The 18,766-nt window shown below is 70.4% G+C and carries 13 protein-coding genes and 1 pseudogene; 8 read left to right on the forward strand and 6 right to left on the reverse strand.

The annotated features are described in order from the left end of the window. The first annotated feature begins 161 nt into the window (after positions 1–161). The 4 genes from KOI47_RS19435 (at position 162) to KOI47_RS19450 (ending at position 6,077) form a co-directional block, all read left to right on the forward strand. On the forward strand, positions 162–2,990 hold the full coding sequence (locus KOI47_RS19435; RefSeq protein WP_216205398.1) for an outer membrane protein assembly factor BamB family protein: 2,829 nt from the start codon (positions 162–164) through the stop codon (positions 2,988–2,990). 107 nt (positions 2,991–3,097) lie between these two features. Continuing rightward, complete coding sequence (locus KOI47_RS19440; RefSeq protein WP_216205401.1) at positions 3,098–4,060, forward strand: fumarylacetoacetate hydrolase family protein; 963 nt, start codon at positions 3,098–3,100, stop codon at positions 4,058–4,060. Positions 4,061–4,244: 184 nt separating this feature from the next. Beyond that, positions 4,245–5,429 (forward strand): DUF4142 domain-containing protein, encoded by a 1,185-nt coding sequence (locus tag KOI47_RS19445; protein WP_216205404.1) that lies wholly within the window; start codon positions 4,245–4,247, stop codon positions 5,427–5,429. A gap of 42 nt (positions 5,430–5,471) precedes the next feature. Next, positions 5,472–6,077 (forward strand): ferric reductase-like transmembrane domain-containing protein, encoded by a 606-nt coding sequence (locus KOI47_RS19450; RefSeq protein ID WP_216205407.1) that lies wholly within the window; start codon positions 5,472–5,474, stop codon positions 6,075–6,077. Between the two features lie 3 nt (positions 6,078–6,080). On the opposite strand, the gene KOI47_RS19455 is transcribed toward KOI47_RS19450, so the two are convergent. After that, positions 6,081–7,712: an acyl-CoA synthetase gene (locus KOI47_RS19455; RefSeq protein ID WP_216205410.1), complete on the reverse strand. Its 1,632-nt coding sequence runs from the start codon at positions 7,710–7,712 to the stop codon at positions 6,081–6,083. 301 nt (positions 7,713–8,013) lie between these two features. Here KOI47_RS19455 and KOI47_RS19460 point away from each other — a divergent pair, with 301 nt between their 5' ends. Next, on the forward strand, positions 8,014–8,559 hold the full coding sequence (locus KOI47_RS19460; protein ID WP_216205413.1) for a bifunctional nuclease family protein: 546 nt from the start codon (positions 8,014–8,016) through the stop codon (positions 8,557–8,559). Between the two features lie 94 nt (positions 8,560–8,653). After that, the gene (locus KOI47_RS19465; RefSeq protein ID WP_216205416.1) at positions 8,654–10,498 is read left to right on the forward strand and encodes a transketolase; all 1,845 of its coding nucleotides are present in this window, start codon (positions 8,654–8,656) and stop codon (positions 10,496–10,498) included. 85 nt (positions 10,499–10,583) lie between these two features. On the opposite strand, the gene tal is transcribed toward KOI47_RS19465, so the two are convergent. Both tal and ku read right to left on the reverse strand, forming a co-directional pair. After that, complete coding sequence (gene tal / locus KOI47_RS19470; protein ID WP_216205419.1) at positions 10,584–11,684, reverse strand: transaldolase; 1,101 nt, start codon at positions 11,682–11,684, stop codon at positions 10,584–10,586. 90 nt (positions 11,685–11,774) lie between these two features. Continuing rightward, on the reverse strand, positions 11,775–12,710 hold the full coding sequence (gene ku / locus KOI47_RS19475) for a non-homologous end joining protein Ku (RefSeq protein ID WP_216205425.1): 936 nt from the start codon (positions 12,708–12,710) through the stop codon (positions 11,775–11,777). 269 nt (positions 12,711–12,979) lie between these two features. On the opposite strand from ku, the gene KOI47_RS19480 reads away from it, so the two are divergent. Next, the gene (locus KOI47_RS19480) at positions 12,980–13,834 is read left to right on the forward strand and encodes a GAF and ANTAR domain-containing protein (RefSeq protein ID WP_408629947.1); all 855 of its coding nucleotides are present in this window, start codon (positions 12,980–12,982) and stop codon (positions 13,832–13,834) included. Here KOI47_RS19480 and KOI47_RS36485 read toward each other — a convergent pair. The 3 genes and pseudogenes from KOI47_RS36485 to KOI47_RS19495 form a co-directional block, all read right to left on the reverse strand. Then, positions 13,767–14,048: pseudogene (locus KOI47_RS36485) on the reverse strand (STAS domain-containing protein); the annotation flags it as partial. The gene KOI47_RS19480 and the pseudogene KOI47_RS36485 sit on opposite strands and share 68 nt — an antisense overlap. A gap of 211 nt (positions 14,049–14,259) precedes the next feature. Continuing rightward, the gene (locus KOI47_RS19490; protein WP_232376115.1) at positions 14,260–14,445 is read right to left on the reverse strand and encodes a hypothetical protein; all 186 of its coding nucleotides are present in this window, start codon (positions 14,443–14,445) and stop codon (positions 14,260–14,262) included. A gap of 105 nt (positions 14,446–14,550) precedes the next feature. Beyond that, the gene (locus KOI47_RS19495) at positions 14,551–16,332 is read right to left on the reverse strand and encodes an MFS transporter (protein WP_216205430.1); all 1,782 of its coding nucleotides are present in this window, start codon (positions 16,330–16,332) and stop codon (positions 14,551–14,553) included. 110 nt (positions 16,333–16,442) lie between these two features. On the opposite strand from KOI47_RS19495, the gene KOI47_RS19500 reads away from it, so the two are divergent. Continuing rightward, a complete protein-coding gene (locus KOI47_RS19500; protein ID WP_216205435.1) occupies positions 16,443–18,551 on the forward strand; it encodes a catalase in 2,109 nt (702 codons plus the stop codon). Positions 18,552–18,766 lie beyond the last annotated feature (215 nt).

Genomic DNA, 18,766 nt, shown 5'->3' on the forward strand with positions numbered 1-18,766 from the left:
GAAAGTCAGTACCTCCACATATCGGCCCATCCGGGGCTCGAGGCGAGGTTAACAGATCTTGGCGCCGGGCGTCGAGCACACCTGACCGTCCGCCATACGGCGGATGAACTCTCCCGCGGGCGCCTTTCCCTGCCATGCCCGGCCTCCTAGGTTGATCAACTGTGACGAGAGGTGTGCTCGGCCTGGTCGTGGTCCTGATCGTGCTCGTACTGCCCGGCCCCGTGGGCACCGCGGCGAGCGGCGCCGTGGAGGTGCGCGGCACGGTGTTCGCCGACCGCGACGGCGACGGGGAGCGCGGCGCGGGCGAGCCGGGGCTGGCCGGCGTCTCGGTGACCGACGGGGCGGTGTGGACCAGCACGGCCGCGGATGGCGGCTATCACCTGCGGATCGACCCGGATCGCAGGGAAACCGACCTCGTGCACGTGGTCTCCCCTGACGGCTACACCCCGGCCCTACGCGCGGACTACGTGCCACGGTTCTTCCACGAGGTGACCAAAGGTGTCACCGAGCAGGGCGGCGTGGACTTCGCCATGGTGCCCGATCCGGACGCGGCCGATCCACTGGAGACCTGGCAGGTGGTTTCGGACACCGAGACCGACAACCGCACCGATGACTCGGCCGGGGACAGCCGCGCCCGGTGGACCCGCCAGGTCTCGGCCATGGCCGAGAACAACGAGGCCACGGTGACCATCGCCACCGGCGATCTCACGGTCACCGACTACGCCGAGACGCCCCGCCGCCAGGGTGGTTACGACATCCTGCGCGCCGGGCTCGCCGATGGCGGCCTCGGTCGTCCGTTCTACCCGGTCATGGGCAACCACGACGCGGGCGGGACCGGCACGAGCAGCGGTTACGCCGCCAGTATGGAGACCTACCGGCGCAACATGGGCCCGGAGTGGTACAGCTTCGACCGCAACGGCAGGCATATCGTGGTGCTGGAGAACAACTACGATCCCACCGGCCTTGCCCCGCAGCTGCGCTGGCTGCGCACCGATCTGCGCAGGCATGCCGATGGCAAGCAGGTGCTGGTGTTCGCGCACCGCTCGCTGTTCACCCGGTGGGGCCCGGGGACGACCATCCAGCCGATCGTCGACGAGCTCGCCCGCTACGACGTGCGGATGTTCGCCGCCGGGCACAACCAGCAGAGTGAGTTCCGCCGCGGCGCGTTCCCGCGCTCGGTGGAGGTGAACAACATGGGCGCCACCTACGGCATCGACGGTGCCCGGCCCGGCTACCGGCTGCTGGACTTCGCAGGCATCACCGACGACCCGGCGACGAAGCGCAATGAGGACACCGGCTACGTCTCCGGGACACACCGGCAGTTCTCCGTTCCAGGCAAGGCCACCCTGGTGAGCCCGGCGCCGGGCAGCGTCTACCCCGGCCGCACCGCCATCCCGGTGCAGGCTTACGCCGAGGACGACGGCCGCACCCCAGCGACGGCGCGGCTGACGATCCGGGACCTGTTCGGCCGGATCGTCTGGCAGCGCAGGGCACTCCGGTTCGGCGCACCACGGAGTCCACAAGGGATGGTCAACTGCTACACACCGCCCGGCGGCGAACCCGAGCCCTGCCCTGCCGCACGCACCAACTGGACCGTCGCGCAGGATCGTGTTCCCGGCCTGCTCCCCGGGATTTACCGCGCCGAGCTGCACGCCGTGGACACGACCGGAAAGCGGTGGCCCGCGGTGCGGTCGAGGTTCCGGGTACTGCCGCGGTTCCTGCTGCGCGACCCGGAAGGCGGGGCGGACTGGCCCCGGCAGGGCGGTGACGAGCGGGGCAGGTCATCGGCCGGATCCGATCCCGGAGCCAGGCTGGACCAGCGCTGGGCGGCGAACACCGGTGAGCATTTCAACCTGAACGGCGCGGCGGTCGCAGGGGACAGGGTCATCGTGTCCACGCAGGCCTTCGCCTCTCCCTACCACCAGGTACTGGCCTACCACCGGGACACCGGCCGCGAGCTGTGGCGGACCTACCTGGACGGGGACGCCGAGTCCTTCCCCACCGTGCACGGCGGCCGGGTGTACCTCAGCACGGCGGTCGGCCGGGTCTACGCACTGGACGCGCGCACCGGGAAGGTGGTCTGGCAGACCATCGACGGCGAGCACCGGGTCGGCGGCACCGTCCGCCGCTACGGCCGGGCCGGTGGTCCGGTGAGCGTGTTCGACCTGCCCGCGCGGGACCACGCCGTCGCCGTCTACCAGGAGTTCGACCGGATCGTCTGCCGGGACGCGGCGACCGGGCGACGACTGCCCGGCGGGTTCACCGCACCTGCGGGCTGGGGCGAGTTCCACAGCACGGCCGTGCGCGAACCCGGCAGCGACACGGCCTACCTGCACTCGGGCTCCAGCCAGACGCTGATCGCCATGGACCTGAGCACCTGCGCCCGACGGTACTCGGTGGACACCAAGGGAGACCTGTACAGCCACTCCTCCCCCGTGCTCACCGATCCCCGCCAGGGCGAACCGCAACTGGTCACCATGACCGTGGGCGGGCTCGGCGGACACGACCCGAGCGCGGGCGGCGCCAGGCTGTGGCATACCGACCTGCCGGAGAGCACATGCGAGCCGGGGCCACCGCAGGTGACCAGCCCCGCCGTGCGCGGCCGGATGGTCTATGTCGCGGCGGCGGACGGCGTGGTCCGTGCCTTCGACACCGGCTCGCCCGAGCCGGCCGAACCGGTGTGGGAGACGCCCGTGGGCTATCCGCCGGGCGCGGGCCCGCCGCCTGGCTGCACCGCAGCGACGGCCGGAGCGCCCGCGATGCACGCGCTGGCCACCGAGACGGTGGTGTACGCGGGCACCTGGGACGGCAGGCTGGCGGTGCTGGACCGTGGCAGCGGAGCCGTGCTCGCCGAGTACGACCTCGGCGGCGGGGTGGCCTCGGCGATGTCGGTCAGCGGCGACTGGCTGTTCGCGCTGACCACCGACGGCACCCTGCACGCGCTCGCAGCCCGCGAACCGCACTGGCGGCTGCCGTGGATTCTTGATTGACACCGGTGCGGCCGCTTACTAGCGTGCCTGCGCATACCCCGATCGGCGAGGGAGGTAGGCATGCGGGCCTTCGTGCACCGGCGTGCCGTACCCCGGAAACGACGCCGATGAGGCTCGCGACCTTCCGTACCGATGCGGGCGTAACCCGGTTCGGTGCCGTACGGGACGACCAGGTCGTGGCGTTCACCGATCTCGCCCCGCGGGTGCGCGGGCTGGGGTCCATCGACAAGTACCTCGCCGGCCTGCCTGCCACCTTTCAGCGGGCGCAGGATCTGCTGGCCGCCAACCCCGGCGCACAGGGCACGCCGCTGTCCCAGGTGCGTCTCCTGCCCGCGGTGCCCCGGCCGGCCGCGCTGCTGGACTGCGCGCTGTCCCCGCGCCACCTGCGTGCCTCCACCGAGGTGCTGCTGCGGCACGCCCTGCCCTGGCGGCTGGGCAGGCTGCTCGGCCCGATCGCGGGCTCGCTGGTCGGCAGGCCCCGCGCCGGGGTGCGGTACTACAAGGGCAACCACCACTCGATCATCGGCGACCAGGACACCATCGCCTGGCCGGACTACACCGCCTACCTCGATATCGAGCCCGAGCTCGCGCTGGTCACCGGCGCGGCGGGCGAACTGGCCGGGTACCTCATCTACAACGACGCCTCCGCGCGCGACGTCCAGCTGCCGGAGATGTTCTTCACCGGGCCGACCAGTTCCAAGGACTTCGACGACGGCAACGGGTTCGGCCCCTACCTGGTCACCCCGGACGAGGTGCCGGACCCGCTGGGCCTGGCCACCACGGTGGACTTCCCCGGCAGGCCGACCTGGCGCGGCAGCACCGCCGAGTACACCCATCATCCCGCCGAGGTACTCGCCGAGATCGCCGCGCACCGCACCCTCCCCCCTGGCACGGTGATCGGCATGGGCACCGTCCCCGGCTGCTGCGGGCTGGACCGCGACGAGTGGCTCACCCCCGGCGAGCAGGTCACCATCCACATCGACCGGCTCGGCACCCTGCGGCAGTATGTCGGCACACCGGCAGGCACCCCGAGCACGCGCTGGAGCCCGCGTACCTCCCTGGGCGGCTGACCGCCCCCGCGCCGGAACACCGAGTGGCCGGATGTGGGATCCGGTTGAACCACCCGCGGCCCGTCCTCGTATCCCCCGGTGTAGGCCCCGCCGAGCGTCGTTCCCCGCGTCGCTCGACATCCACTGTGGACATATCAGTCCATAGTGGAATAAACGCGCCCCTGGCCCCCGACAGGAGGACGTCATGACGCCCCGCAGGCGTTTGCTCATCCCGGCCGCCGTGGCTCTCACGCTGCTCACGGCCATCGCTGCCTGCGACGACAGCAACTCCTACGGCAGCTACTACTCCGCAGGCGTACCCGGCGGTGGCCAGGTCCGGCTGATCGCGCAGCAGTCCGGCCCCGCCGACCGTCCACCCGTGCACGCGGTCGATGCCTTCGACATCGGCCCCATGCTGGTGGACGACCAAGGATTCGCGCTCTACCGCTACGACCGGGACGACGCCAGCCCCTCCACCTCGAACTGCACCGGTGCCTGCGCCGAGGTGTGGCAGCCTATGCCGGCATCCGAGGAGCCGTCCGGCTCCCTGCTCCAGGGCAGGCTCGGCACCATCACGAGGCCGGACGGGTCAGCGCAGCTCACCCTGTCCGGGTGGCCGCTGTACCGGTACACCAAGGACGAGATGGCAGGCGAGACCACGGGCCATGGCATCGACGGCGCCTGGTTCCCGGTCCGGCCGGACGGCGGGAAGATCGAGCGCAGCGCAGATCTCGGGCCCATGGACACCGCCACCCCGCTGTCGGACACCGATGTCGAGCTGCTGGTGAAGGTCCGGCAGGCGGGCCTGTGGGAGATGCCGTCCTCGAACTGGGCCCGGTCGCAGGGAAGCAACCAGCGGGTCCGCGAGATCGGCCTGATCCTCCTTGTCGACCACGGCAGGCTGGACAGCGCGGTGCGCACCGTCGCCGACCGGTTCGGGGTCGAACTGCCGGACCGGCCGAACGTCAAGCAACAGGACTGGCTCAACGAGATGCGCGACGCCGGCAGCCCGGCGGAGTTCGACCGGATCTACGCCAACCGGCTGCGGCTGGCCCACGGCAAGGTGCTCACCTACGTCGCCAACGTACGCGCCGGCAGCCGCAACGAGACCGTCCGTGCGTTCGCCAACAGCGGCAACACCGCGGTGCTGCGGCACATCAACCTGCTGGAGAGCACCGGGCTGGTCGACTACGAGGAACTGCCCGCACCGGTGCTGGACGCCTCGGCGACGGCCGCGGGTGCCGCCCTCAGCATGGAGGCCACCGACGTGTTCCTCGTCGTGCTGCTGGCCGCCCTGCTGTGCGGCGGAACCGTGCTCGCGCTCTGGCTGGTCCGCAACAACGGTCCACGGCCGCGCAAACCGCGCGGCCCGCCGATGACCTATTCCTGACCACAGGCTACCGACCACAACTCAATCAGGAGAGAAGATCTTATGCCGGACGGATGGGCTCAGGCGCTCATCGAGTTCGCCCAGCCGGCGGCGGACCAGGGCCTGCGCTACGTCGCCGCCATTTCCGCACGCCTTTCCTACGCGTTCATGTGCCTGACCCTGTGCTGGGGCGTGCTCACCGCGACGGGCTGGGTACACCGCATCTGCGGCCGCAAGACCATGCGCAGCGGGCATGTCGCGCTCGCCATGCTGGCACTGGCCTTCGGTGCGATCCACGCCATCGGGTTCCTGTTCGTCACCGCGGGCACGTTCACCGTGCCCCGGTTGATCATCCCGCTGCTGCCGGGCACGCTCGCCCGGCACACCATGGGGATCCTCGGCCTGGAACTGGCGCTGGCCATCGCGGTGACCGCGGGACTGGTCCGGCTGATGTCCTACCGGCGCTGGCTGTGGGTGCACAGGCTCGCCTACCCCGCGTTCGCGCTGCTGGTGCTGCACTCGCTGTTCGGCGCGATCGCCAACGGGCGGCTGGCCCTGTTGTGGCTGGGCGGGATCACCCTGCTCGTGCCCGCGGTCACCCTGGCCGTGCTGCGGTTCCTCCCGGTCCGGATCCTGGAACGGATCGGCCTGGTCGAGGAGCAGGTGTAGCGCTCACCCGGTGGCCGTACCGTCCAGCAGTTCCCTGCGCAGCAGTTTCCCGGTGGCGTTGCGCGGCAACTGGTCGACCAGCACGACCTCCCGCGGCGCCTTGTACCTGGCCAGGTTGGCCTTGACGTACTCCTTGACCTCCTCCGGATCGACGGTGGCACCGGGCGCGGCGACCAGGAACGCCTTCAGCCGCTGGCCGAACTCCTCGTCCGGGACGCCGAGCACGGCCGCCTCGAGGACATCCGTGCGCTCGGCGAGCAGGTTCTCCACCTCCAGCGGGAAGACGTTCTCCCCACCGGAGACGATCATGTCGTCGTCCCTGCCGTCGATGAACAGCAGCCCGTCGGTGTCGAAATGGCCGACGTCCCCTGTGGAGAGCAGCCCGTCGATCATCTCCTTCGACCGGCCGTCGGTATAGCCGGAGAAACTCAGCCCGCTGCCCACGAACACCCTGCCGACGACCTCCGGCTCGGTGATCCGCGCCCCGTTCTCGTCGTAGAGCCGGACCCGGCAGGACACCGGCGGCCGCCCGGCCGTGCCAGGGGCTTTCCGCAGCTCCCGCGGCGTGGCCACGGTGGCGACCGCCACCTCGGTGGAGCCGTACAGGTTGTAGAGCACGTCACCAAAGGCCTCCGCGGTCCGCCGGCACAGGTCGGGCGAGACCGCCGAGCCGGCCGCGAACACGATGCGCAGCCGTGAGGTGTCGTGGCGCGCGATCACCTCCGGCCCGAGGTCGATGATCCGCTGCAGCATGGTCGGCACGACGACCAGGGTGCTGCAGCCGTGCTCGGCCACCAGCCGCAGGGTGTGCTCCGGGTCGAACCGCCTGCTCAGCACCACCTTGCAACCGAGACCGAAGGCCAGCACGAACTGCGACAATCCGGTGCCGTGGAACACCGGTGCGGCAAGGCAGGTGCTCTCCCCCGCCCGCAGCGGGATCCGGTCGAGGAACTGCGCGCTGGACAGGGCCGAGGTCCGCTCGCGTGGCGCACCCTTCGGGGTCCCGGTGGTGCCGCTGGTCAGCAGCACGAACCCGCCGGGGCGGCGCGGAGCCGGCAGCGCCGTGTCGTCCGCGGCCGCGATCAGCTCGTCCAGGGTGGCCACCGCGGCACCCGTCGCGGGTTCCTCGTCCACCCAGGCCAGGTACCGTTCCACGCCGGCGTCCACGGCTTCCAGCAGCTCGGTGAACTCCTGGTCGTACACCAGGGCCGACACCTGCTCGCGGGCCACCACATCCGCCAGTTGCGGCCTGGCGAAGCCGGTGTTCAGCAGGACCAGCCGGGCTCCCAGCTTGCCGGCGGCGAGCATCACGACCACCAGGCCCCGGTGGTCCCGGCACAGTGCCGCGAGCACAGTGCCCTCGGTGATCCCGCGCCCCCGCCACGCCCTCGCCAGCGCGTTCGACCGCTGCTCGAGTTGCTGGAAGGTCAGCTCCCCCAGCTCGTCCGCCAGTGCGACGGCGGCACCGTCGCGGCGGGCGGCATGCCGGACGGCGCCGACGAAGGGGCCGAACTTCCGGACCGCGACGAGCGAACGCAGCCCCTCGTCGAGGCGCGGAAACGGTGCCAATCCCGCGCGGAACATCACCCACAGACTGCGCGCCATTTCCCCTGCGCCGCGAAACAATCCATCCATATGCCGACGGTAGCAGCCCGGACGAATACGCATGGACGTGTTCAGCGACACAAGATAAAGGCGTATTCACAATGCGGAACAATCGCTTTGTCACGGATGCACGAAAAAATGTCGGGGCACCCCGGCCTCGGCTACAAAAAACATATCGACGGGGAGCCGGAGAATGCTTCGCCAGCCTGCATCGCAGGTCAGATATCCACTATGTCACGACGAAGTATGTCAACTGTTGTCAATACGTAACCGGCCTCGACGGTCACCACCGTCTCACCGAGGGTATCCAGTGGAGGTAAGTCCCCTCCGGATGAGTGAGAGCGTGGTGAGTTTCGTGGTCCCGGTATACCTGCACGGGGTGGTGACGGTACCCGGGCGGCAGTCGCCAGTCATGTTGCTGCGCGAAATAGGCGGCGAGCGACGCTGGCTGGCCGTCCCCATTACCGAATCCGATGCCGAGACCGTGGAGTCGGCCAGGAAACGTATCCAGCACCCCCGCCCCAGCACCGTCGAGCTCCTCGGCAGCCTGCTGGCCGGGTTCGGGCACCAGGTCGACCGGGTCCAGGTCACCGACCTGCGCGAGGACATATTCCAGGCCCAGCTGGTGCTGGACACCGGAGCCAGGATTCCCGCGCACCCCGGCGACGCGGTCGCCGTCGGCCTGCGTACCGGGGCTCCCGTCGAGGTCGCCGACACGGTACTCGACGTTGCCGCGGTGCGGCTGAACCTCGCGGAGGACACCGGCCGCGACCCCGCCGGTGCCGAGGAGGAGGACGAGGAACGCCAGATCGCCGAGTTCCGTGCCCTGCTGGAGCACGCCGTGCCCGCCGATTTCGACGATCTCCCCGGACGGTGAACCCGCGGCGGCCGACGTGCATGGAAACCGGTCCCGCCGGGTACGCCTGATCACGGTACAACCAACGAATCCGCCGTGACCGGGAGGAATCCTGATGCCGGAGACCGTGTCGAGCACGGAACAGCTGGCCGAGCTCGCCCAGCAACTACGGGTCGACGCCGTACGGGCCTGCGCGGAGGCCGGTTCCGGCCACGCCACCTCGTCGCTGTCTGCGGCCGACCTGATGGCGGTACTGCTGGCCAAACACCTGCGGTACGACTTCGACTCGCCGGACAACCCCGCCAACGATGAGCTGATCTTCTCCAAGGGCCATGCCTCACCCCTGCTGTACGCGATGTACACCGCGGCCGGTGCCATCTCCGCCGACGAGCTGCTGACCTTCCGCTCGGACGGCAGCAGGCTGGAAGGCCATCCGACCCCCCGGCTGCCCTGGGTCGACGTGGCCACTGGATCGCTCGGCCAGGGCCTGCCGCTGGGCGTCGGCTTCGCGCTGGCCACCACGCGGCTGGAGACCACCGGCTCGCGGGTATGGGTGCTGTGCGGGGACAGCGAGCTCGCCGAGGGATCGGTATGGGAGGCCTTCGAGCACGCAGGCTCCTCCGGGCTGGACAACCTGACCGCGATCGTGGACGTCAACCGGCTCGGCCAGCGCGGAGCGACCCGGCACGGCTGGGACGTCGAGGCCTACAGCAGGCGCATCAGGGCCTTCGGCTGGAAGGTCATCGAGGTGGACGGGCACGACCTGGAACAGGTCGACCGGGCATTCGCCACGGCGGCGGGAACCACCGGCATGCCCACCGCGATCGTGGCCCGCACCAGGAAGGGCCGGGGTGTCGCGGCGGTCGAGAACCAGGAGGGCGCCCACGGCAAGCCGGTGCCGGACACCGAGGAGGCCGTCCGCGACCTCGGCGGCCCGCGGTCGATACGGGTGCGGGTGGCCCAGCCGCACCCCCACCGCGGTGGCTCGCCACGCCGGAACGCGGCGAAGCTGCCCGGCTACGAGGTGGGCTCGGAGGCCGCCACCCGCACCGCCTTCGGGGAGGCATTGACCGCGCTCGGGCATGCCCGCTCGGATGTGGTCGCCCTGGACGGTGAGGTCAGTGACTCCACCAGGAGTGGGTACTTCGCCGAGGAACACCCGGAGCGGTTCGTGCAGTGCTACATCGCCGAGCAGCAGCTGGTCGCCGCGGCGGTGGGACTGCAAGCCCGGGGCTGGGTCCCGTACCTCGCCACCTTCGCGGCCTTCCTCACCAGGGCACACGACTTCCTGCGGATGGCCGCCGTCAGCGGCGCGAACCTGCGGGTCGTCGGCTCGCACGCGGGGGTCTCGATCGGCAAGGACGGCCCCTCGCAGATGGGCCTCGAGGATCTGGCCATGTTCCGCGCGGTGGCGGGCAGCACCGTGCTCTACCCCTGCGACGCCAACCAGGCCGCCCGGCTCACCGCGGCCATGGCCGAGCTCGACGGCATCTCCTACCTGCGCACCACCCGCGGCAACACCCCGGTCGTCTACGGGCCGGAGGAGTCCTTCCCGGTGGGTGGCAGCCGGGTGCTGCGCTCCACGGCGGAGGACCAGGTGACCCTGGTCGCCGCCGGGGTGACCGTGCCGGAAGCGCTGCGGGCCGCCGACCGGCTGGCCGAGGCCGGGATCGCCGCGCGGGTGATCGACCTGTACTCGGTCAAGCCGGTGGACACGGCCACCCTGCGCACGGCGGCCGCGGAGACCGGGCGGCTGCTGACGGTGGAGGATCACTGGCCGCAGGGCGGGCTCGGCGACGCCGTGCTGGAGGCCTTCGCCAGCCAGGCGAGCCCACCCCGGTTCAGCAGGCTGGCGGTGCGGTCCATGCCCGCCTCGGCCACCCCCGAGCAGCAGCTGCGGCACGCCGGGATCGACGCCGAGGCGATCGTGGCCGCGGCCCGCGAGCTCGTCCCGGCCTGACCCGCCGGGCACCGCCGAACCCGGCGAGCGGCCCCGTCCCTGGAGCGTCCAGGGGCGGGCCGTCTGGTTGTGCCTCGTCCCGGTGTCACGGCCTGGTCAGGGCCTCCTGTTTCACCGCGATACCGTCGAGCAGTTCCCGGAAGGACTCCGCGAACTGGCGCACGCCGTCCTCCTCCAGCGCGGCGGTCACCTTGTCGTAGTCGACCCCCGCCTCGGCGAACCGCTCCAGGGTGCGCCGCGCCTCCGGCAAACCGGTCTGCACGGTGTCGGCGACCGTGCCGTGGTCCCGGAAGTCGGCGATAGTCTGCCGCGGCATCGTGTTCACCGTGTCCGGGCCGATCAGTTCCTCGACGTACAGCACGTCCCGCAGCTGCGGGTCCTTGGTCGAGGTCGAGGCCCACAGGCATTGCTGGGGGCGCGCCCCGGCCGCCGCGAGCTCCTCCCATTCCGGGCCACGGAAGACCTCGAGGTAAGTCTGGTAGGCCAGTTTCGCGTTCGCGATCGCCAGGGTGCCCCGCAGATCCTCGGGCCCGTTCGCCTCGGCCAGCCTGCGGTCGGCCTCGGCGTCCACCCTGGACACGAAGAACGAGGCCACCGAGCCCACCGAGGTCAGGTCACCGCCGCTGTCCCGCAGCCTGCGCAGCCCGCGCAGGTAGGCTTCGGCGGCGGCGCGATGCCGCGACAGCGAGAACAGCAGCGTGACGTTGACCGGGATCCCGTTCGCGATGGCTTCCTCGATCGCGGGCAGGCCCTCCTCGGTTCCCGGGATCTTGACGAACAGGTTCGGCCGGTCGATCAGGCGGTGCAGGTGGACCGCCTCGTCGATGGAGGCCTGGGTGTCGTAGGCCAGCCGCGGGTCCGCCTCCAGCGAAACCCAGCCCTGGTAGTCCGCACCGCCGCGGTCGAACGCGGGCCGCAGCAGCTCGCATGCCTCGCGGATATCCTGCTGGGCCAGGGCGAGGAAGGCGTCCTTCGGCTTGCTGCCTGCCTCGATCAGCTCGCGCAGCTGATCGTCATAGGCCTCGGCGTCCGCGATGGCCTTCTTGAAGGTGGTCGGGTTGGACGTCACCCCGGTGACACCGGCCTCGACCAGCTCGGCCAGCTCGCCGGTGCGCAGCATGGGGCGGGAAAGGTAGTCCACCCACACGCTCTGCCCCCGTTCGGAGAGTTCTCGCAGGGAAGCCATGATCACCTCGCAGCGTGGCGCCTTCATGCGGTCCCGCCTCAGCTACCCGTCCCGCACGCCGTCCAAACGGCACCGGGCGTTGGCGAAGGCTCACGAGGCCCGCCTGCCGCCGGTGCGTGCCGCGGAGATCGCCTCCACAAGCTCCTCGCGGTTCATCTTCGAGCGGCCGCTGATCCCGAGCTCGCGGGCGATCCGGGTCAGTTCGGACTTGTTCGTCTCGGCCAGGTCCGGCCCGGTGTCCCCGCGCTGCCGGTGCCGCCGCACGCTGGCGGACAGCGCCTCGGCGAGGTCCACGACATTGGTCGGCTCGGGCGCCTCGGCGGCCGCCGCGACGGTGCGGCCCGCCTTCTTGTCCTCGATCAGCTGCCGCACGCGTTCGGTATGAGTGTCCGGGTAGTCCTCCGGCCGCCACCGGGTGCTCATCGACTCGATCAGGTCGACGGCCATGTCCCGTTCCTTCCGGCCGACCTCGGGCAGTTCGGGAAGGCCACCGAGCTCGGTCTCCGGATCGCGGACGTCCTCGGCGAACAGCAGGGTGTCCATGGTGAGCAGATCCGCACCAGCCCGGATCAGCGCGATATGTTCCCTGCCGCGCATGACGAAGGACGCGATCGCCCCGCGCCCGGTCTCGGCCATCGCCGCGGCCAGCACCGCGTAGGGACGCGCGAACTCGGCCTCGCCGGGCGCGAGCCAGTAGCTCTTCTGGAAGAAGACCGGGTCGATCTCGGCCGGATCGACGAAGGACTGGATGTCGATGGTGCGCGAGCGGCCCGGCGCGATCTCCGCCAGTTCGGACTGCTCTAGCTGGACATACTCGCCGCCGCCAAGGTCGTAACCCTGCACCAGGTCCCGGTGGTCCACCTCCTCCCCGGTTCGCTCGTTGACCCGGCGGTAGCGCACCCGGTCCGAGGTACCGCGCTGGAACTGCCGGAAGTGGATGGTGTGGTCCCCGGTGGCGCTGAAAACCTGCACCGGAACGGTCACCAGGCCGAAGTTCAGCGTTCCCTTCCAGATCGGCCTCGCCATGCTCACTCCCTCACCTTTGTGGACGACTCCACCGGCTGCTGGCTGAACCGGCGGAACCTGAGCTCCCGCCACTCCCGGGCGCGGCGACAGCCTGTGGCAGGGATGCCCCACTCCCGGCCCGCCCAATCTTCCGGCTCCGGCATTCGGCCAGCACGGGTGTGACCATCACCCGGTCCGGGCATTCCGACGGCAGGGAGGAGGTGACCTGCCGGATGTCGGAGGCTTCGGAAGTCGCCGAGTGGAAGAAGCTGGCGACCGGGCTGGCGGACATGGCGAGGGACCTGCTCGCGCAGGAATCGGTGCAGAACACCCTGGACCGCATCGTCGGCCACGCGGTGGACCTGGTGGACGGCTGTGACGCCGCGGGAATCCTGGTGCTGCGCGGCGGCAAGGTGCAGACGATGGCTGCCACGGACAACGTGGCCAGGGCCTCCGATCACAAGCAGGCACAGCTGCGGTCGGGACCGTGCTTCGACGCCGCCTACCACAAGCAGCAGGTGTACCGGCTCGCCGATCTGACCACCGCCGAGCACCGGTGGCCGGATTACGCGTCCTGGGCACGTGAGCTGGGTGTCGGCAGCATGATGGGTTTCCTGCTCTACACCGCGGGTGAGGACGACCTGGGGGCGTTGAACCTGTACTCCAAGCGGCCGGACGCTTTCGGCGACCGTTCCGAGCAGGCGGGCTGGATCCTGGCATCCCATGCCGCGGTCGCGCTGTCCAGCGCTCACACCACCGCCCAGCTGCACGAGGCGATCGGGTCGCGGCAGGACGTCGGTGCGGCCATCGGCATCCTGATGGAGCGGTACCGGCTCGACGAGCGGGCCGCCTTCGACCTGCTGGCCAGGTTGTCGCAGCACCACAACATCAAGCTTGTGCGCTCGCCAGGACCATCAACACCACCGGTGAGCTCCCGGGGAGCGGGCCACCGCCCGCGCGGCGCACCTAGGGTTGCCGATCCAGCTGCCTCGGGGCGGACAGGGCGGCCATCGCGTCGGCGAGGCAGCCGTAGGTCACCAGCAGGTCCAGGGCACCGGTCACCTCCAGCGCCCGCCACACCGGCCGGGTGGCCACCACCAGACCCAGCTGCCGGTGCGCGGCGCGTGCCTCCTGCGCGGCTGTGACCAGTGCGCGCACGCCCGCGAAGCCCAGGAAATCCACCCGGGTCAGGTCCACCAGCACCTGGGCGGTCCGCCGCCGCTCCATCGCACGCAGCGCATCGCGCAGCAGGGCCACGGAGTACAGGTCGACCTCACCCGCCGCCGCGCACACCTCCACATCCGCACGATGCTGCACGCAGCGCACGGTCAGACAACGGATGCGTTCGGGAGAATCCATTGATCATGCCTTCCTGGCAGTCAATGGCGAGATGCCGGCGGCACGCGGTCTGAACCGGACGATCGCTCTCGCACTCGGGCAGGTAATCCAGCTTGGGTTCAACCGGCACCATCCACGGTAGCCCTCGCCACCCCCTTTTGGCCAACCTGCATACCTGCCGGCCGCCGGCGGAAGCACGTACCGCTTCCCGCTGCTCAGTGGCGCGCGCTGCTCAGTGGCGCGCGCGGCGCAGCAGCCGCGCGATGCGCAGGGGTGCGAGCCCGAACAGCGGGGCACGGCGGCCGAGATCGGCCCGGTCCTCGCGGTCGAAGGCGGCGGCGAACCGCCGCGCGTCGTCCACGCTGGAGTAAGTCTTCCTGCCTCCCGCGCCGCAGCCGCGCCGGCAGGTCCAGATCATGGTCGGCCCTTCCGCGTGGAAGCGGAACCGGTGACCGAGCAGGCCGCAGCGCATCATCACGCGCGCGGTTACCCCGGATCGCCCACGGCTAACCGCCCACCCGGGTCACGGCGGCCCGTAGGTGCTCCTGCTCACCCGCGCGATCCGGCCCTCCTTGACGGCGGCGCGCAGGGCGGTGGCGAACCGGCCTGGGCCCCAGTGCCGCGCCCCGACGACCCGGGCGAGCTCGGTCCGGCTGGTGCGCCCGTGTTCCTCCAGCGCGCCGGCGAGGGCCTCGATCTCGCGTTCCCGCGCCTCCACCGCGGCCAGTTCGCGGCCGTCCTCGAGGCCGAGCCCCCAGGAACCGGGCAGCGAACCGGGACCCAGCCGGAACCGCCGCGGCCCGGCAGCCTGCCGCAGCGGTTGCGGCTGCCGCTGTTCGTCGCGGGTGCCGGACTCCTCAGCCTCCTCGGCGGTCAGCGGCTTGGCGATGTCCTCGAGGGATGCGCGCTCGGCCCGGACGCCGAAGACCAGCTCGGCCACCCCGCCGAGGGCCATCACGGCGGCCGAGACGCCGAACCCGATCGCCACCAGCGGCCGCTCCCCGGAGCCGATCAGCTGGCCGAACAGCAGCGGCCCGACGATTCCGCCGAGCCCGGTGCCCACCGCGTAGAAGAACGCGATCGCCAGTGCCCTGGTCTCCATCGGGAAGATCTCGCTGACCGTCAGGTAGGCCGCGCTCGCCCCGGCGGAAGCCAGGAAGAAGGTCAGCATCACGAACGCCAGCAGCGCCCACGGGCCGCCGGTGCCGGTGAGGAAGAACCAGGTCAACGGCACCACCATGAGCGCGGAGCCGAGATAGGCCCCGCTGATCATCGGCCGTCGCCCGACCGTGTCGAACAATCGGCCGAGGGTGACCGGACCCAGGAAGTTTCCGATGGCGTAGCAGATCACGAACACCGGCACCAGGCCGGAGGCCACCCCGTAGTAGGTGCCGAACAGGGTGCCCAGGTTGAAGGTGATCCCGTTGTAGATGAACGCCTGCCCGACGAACAGCGCGATCCCGAGCACGGTGCGTTTGGGATAGACCTTGAACGCCGTCCTGGCGATGGTGCGGAAGGGGATGCTGCGGCGCTGCCGCACAGTGATGGAGGTGTCCGGTTCCGCCAGCGAGGTACCGGCCTCCTGCCGGACGTTCTCCTCGATCCCGGCCACGATCCGCTCGGCCTCCTCCTGCCTGCCGTGGATGAACAGCCAGCGCGGGCTCTCCGGGACGTTGCGCCGGACCAGCAGGATGACCAGGCCGAGCAGCGCACCCATGCCGAAGGCCAGCCGCCAGCCAAGGTCGGCGGGGAAGAGGCCGCGGTCCAGGAACAGGATGGCCAGTGCCGCGCCGATCGCCGCACCCGCCCAGTAGGTCCCGTTGATCACCAGGTCGACCCGGCCGCGTACCCGCGCCGGGATCAGCTCGTCGATCGCGGAGTTGATCGCCGCGTACTCGCCCCCGATACCCATCCCGGTGACGAACCTGGCGAGGAAGAAGTACCAGGGCGCGAAGGCGAAGGCGGTCGCAACGGTCGCCCCCACGTACACCGCGAGCGTGGCGATGAACAGCTTCTTCCGCCCGAACCGGTCGGTGAGCTGCCCGAACAGCAACGCGCCGAGGCAGGCGCCCGCGACGTAGCAGGCCGCGGCGATCCCGATATCGCCCGCGGTCAGCGCGATGCCGCTGTCGGGGTCGGTCAGCCGCGCGGCCACCGAGCCGACGATCGTCACCTCGAGGCCGTCCAAGATCCACACCGTGCCAAGGCCCACCAGCACCCGCCAGTGGAACCGCGACCACGGCAGCCGGTCCATGCGCGCGGGAATGCGGGTCTCGATTGTCGCGGTCGGTACGGATCGGCTCATGTGCTGAGCGCTACCCGCCACGGCGTGCCGGAAACATCCCCTGGTTTGGCCCGCCCCGGCACGGGTAGCCCGGACGAGAACCACCACCACGTTCGAAAGGCGGCGGCACCGTGGCCAACTCCCGAACCGGCGACGCCAAGGACGAGCAGCTCGACCGCGCCCGAGTCGATCAGGAGGGCAGCCGGCTGACCACGCAGCAGGGCGTGCGGGTCGACCACACCGATGATTCGCTCACCGTGGGGGCACGGGGTCCGACCCTGCTCGAGGACTTCCACGCCCGCGAGAAGATCACCCATTTCGACCACGAACGGATCCCGGAGCGCGTGGTGCACGCCCGCGGCGCGGGCGCCTACGGCCGGTTCCGGCCCTACGACGGTTTCCTCGCCGACTACACCGCCGCAGAGTTCCTGAGCAACCCCGAGGAGGAGATCCCGGTGTTCGTCCGGTTCTCCACGGTCGCGGGTTCGCGTGGATCGGCGGACACCGTGCGGGACGTGCGCGGGTTCGCCACCAAGTTCTACACCCGGCAGGGCAACTACGACCTGGTCGGGAACAACATGCCGGTGTTCTTCATCCAGGACGGCATCAAGTTCCCCGACTTCGTGCACGCGGTGAAGCCGGAACCGCCGAACGAGATCCCGCAGGCACAGTCGGCGCACGACACCTTCTGGGACTTCGTGTCCCTGCAGCCGGAGTCGTTACACATGGTGATGTGGCTGATGTCCGACCGCGCCTTGCCACGCAGCTACCGGATGATGCAGGGCTTCGGGGTACACACCTTCCGGCTGGTCAACGCCGAGGGCGAGGGGACGTTCGTCAAGTTCCACTGGAAGCCCGTACTGGGCACCCACTCGCTGGTCTGGGACGAGACGCAGAAGATCGCGGGCAAGGACCCGGACTTCAACCGCCGCGACCTGTGGGACAGCATCGAGGCCGGGCAGCACCCGGAGTACGAGCTCGGGGTGCAGCTGGTGGACGAGGCCGACGAGTTCGCCTTCGACTTCGACCTGCTGGACCCGACCAAGATCATCCCGGAGGAGCAGGTACCGGTACGGCCGGTCGGCAGGATGGTGCTCGATCGCAACCCGGACAACTTCTTCGCCGAGACCGAGCAGATCGCGTTCCACACCGCCAACGTGGTGCCCGGGATCGACTTCACCAACGACCCACTGCTGCAGGCCCGCAACTTCTCCTACCTGGACACCCAGCTGATCCGGCTCGGCGGGCCGAACTTCGCCCAGCTACCGGTCAACCGGCCGATCGCTCCCGTGCACACCAACCAGCGTGACGGCTACGGGCAGCAAGACATCCACAAGGGACAGACGAGCTACTTCAAGAACAGCCTGGGTGGTGGTTGCCCGGCGCTGGCCGAGTCCGGGGCCTTCCGGCATTACACCGAACGGGTGGACGGGCACAAGATCCGGGAGCGCAGCGAAAGCTTCACCGACCACTACAGCCAGGCAAGGCTCTTCTGGAACAGCATGTCCGAGGTGGAGGCCGAGCATATCGTCGCGGCCTACCGCTTCGAGCTCGGCAAGGTGGTGGACAAGGAAGTCAGGGCCCGCACCGTGGCCCAGCTCAACAACATCGACCACGACCTCGCACGCAGGGTCGCCGAGGGTGTCGGGGTCACCGCCCCGGCGCCGAGCGAACAGCAGGGGCACCAGCGGTCCTCCCCCGCGCTGTCCCAGCTGAACGCGCCGATGGACACGATCACGACCCGCAGGATCGCCGTACTGGCCGCCGACGGGGTGGACGCCACCGGGGTGCGCAGGCTGGCAGGCGCGCTGCGCGAGCAGGGCGCCGTCGTGGAGGTGCTGGCACCGACCGAGGGCGAGCTCAGCGCGGGCCACGGCGAGCCGATCACCGCCGACCGGGCGATCAACACGATGGCCTCGGTACTGTACGACGCGGTGGTGGCGCCCTGTGGCCCGGACAGCGCGGCCACCCTGTCCACCGACGGCTACGCGGTGCACTTCATCGCCGAGGCCTACAAGCACGCCAAGCCAGTCGCCGGGTTCGGCTCCGGCATCGACCTGCTGCGCAGGGCCGGGGTCACGGACGGTCTGGCCGACGGCCCACGGGTGCGGACCGAGCACGGGGTGGTCACCTCCACCGCCGCGGAGAACTCACTGCCCGAGGATTTCTTCGCCGCCTTCGCCGGTGAGCTCGCCAAGCACCGGATCTGGAGCAGGCGCACCGACAGCGTTCCCGCCTGATTCGCCCGGTTTCCGGTCACCCGCGGGCCGGAACGACCGAATCCACTGTGGACTGTTATCGGAGTGGTACCGATCTCGCCCTTGGCGGGGCAGGCGCTCCGTCGGATAATGATGGCGTCGGCTCTGTCTCGAGGACGAGAGGTGGAACGGCGGCGATGTTCACCCACTCCGAGTGTGTCAGGCTCCTCGGCTCGCCTGAACGTGGTCGCCGTGCC

The organism is Amycolatopsis aidingensis (assembly GCF_018885265.1).
Lineage (GTDB): Bacteria > Actinomycetota > Actinomycetes > Mycobacteriales > Pseudonocardiaceae > Amycolatopsis > Amycolatopsis aidingensis.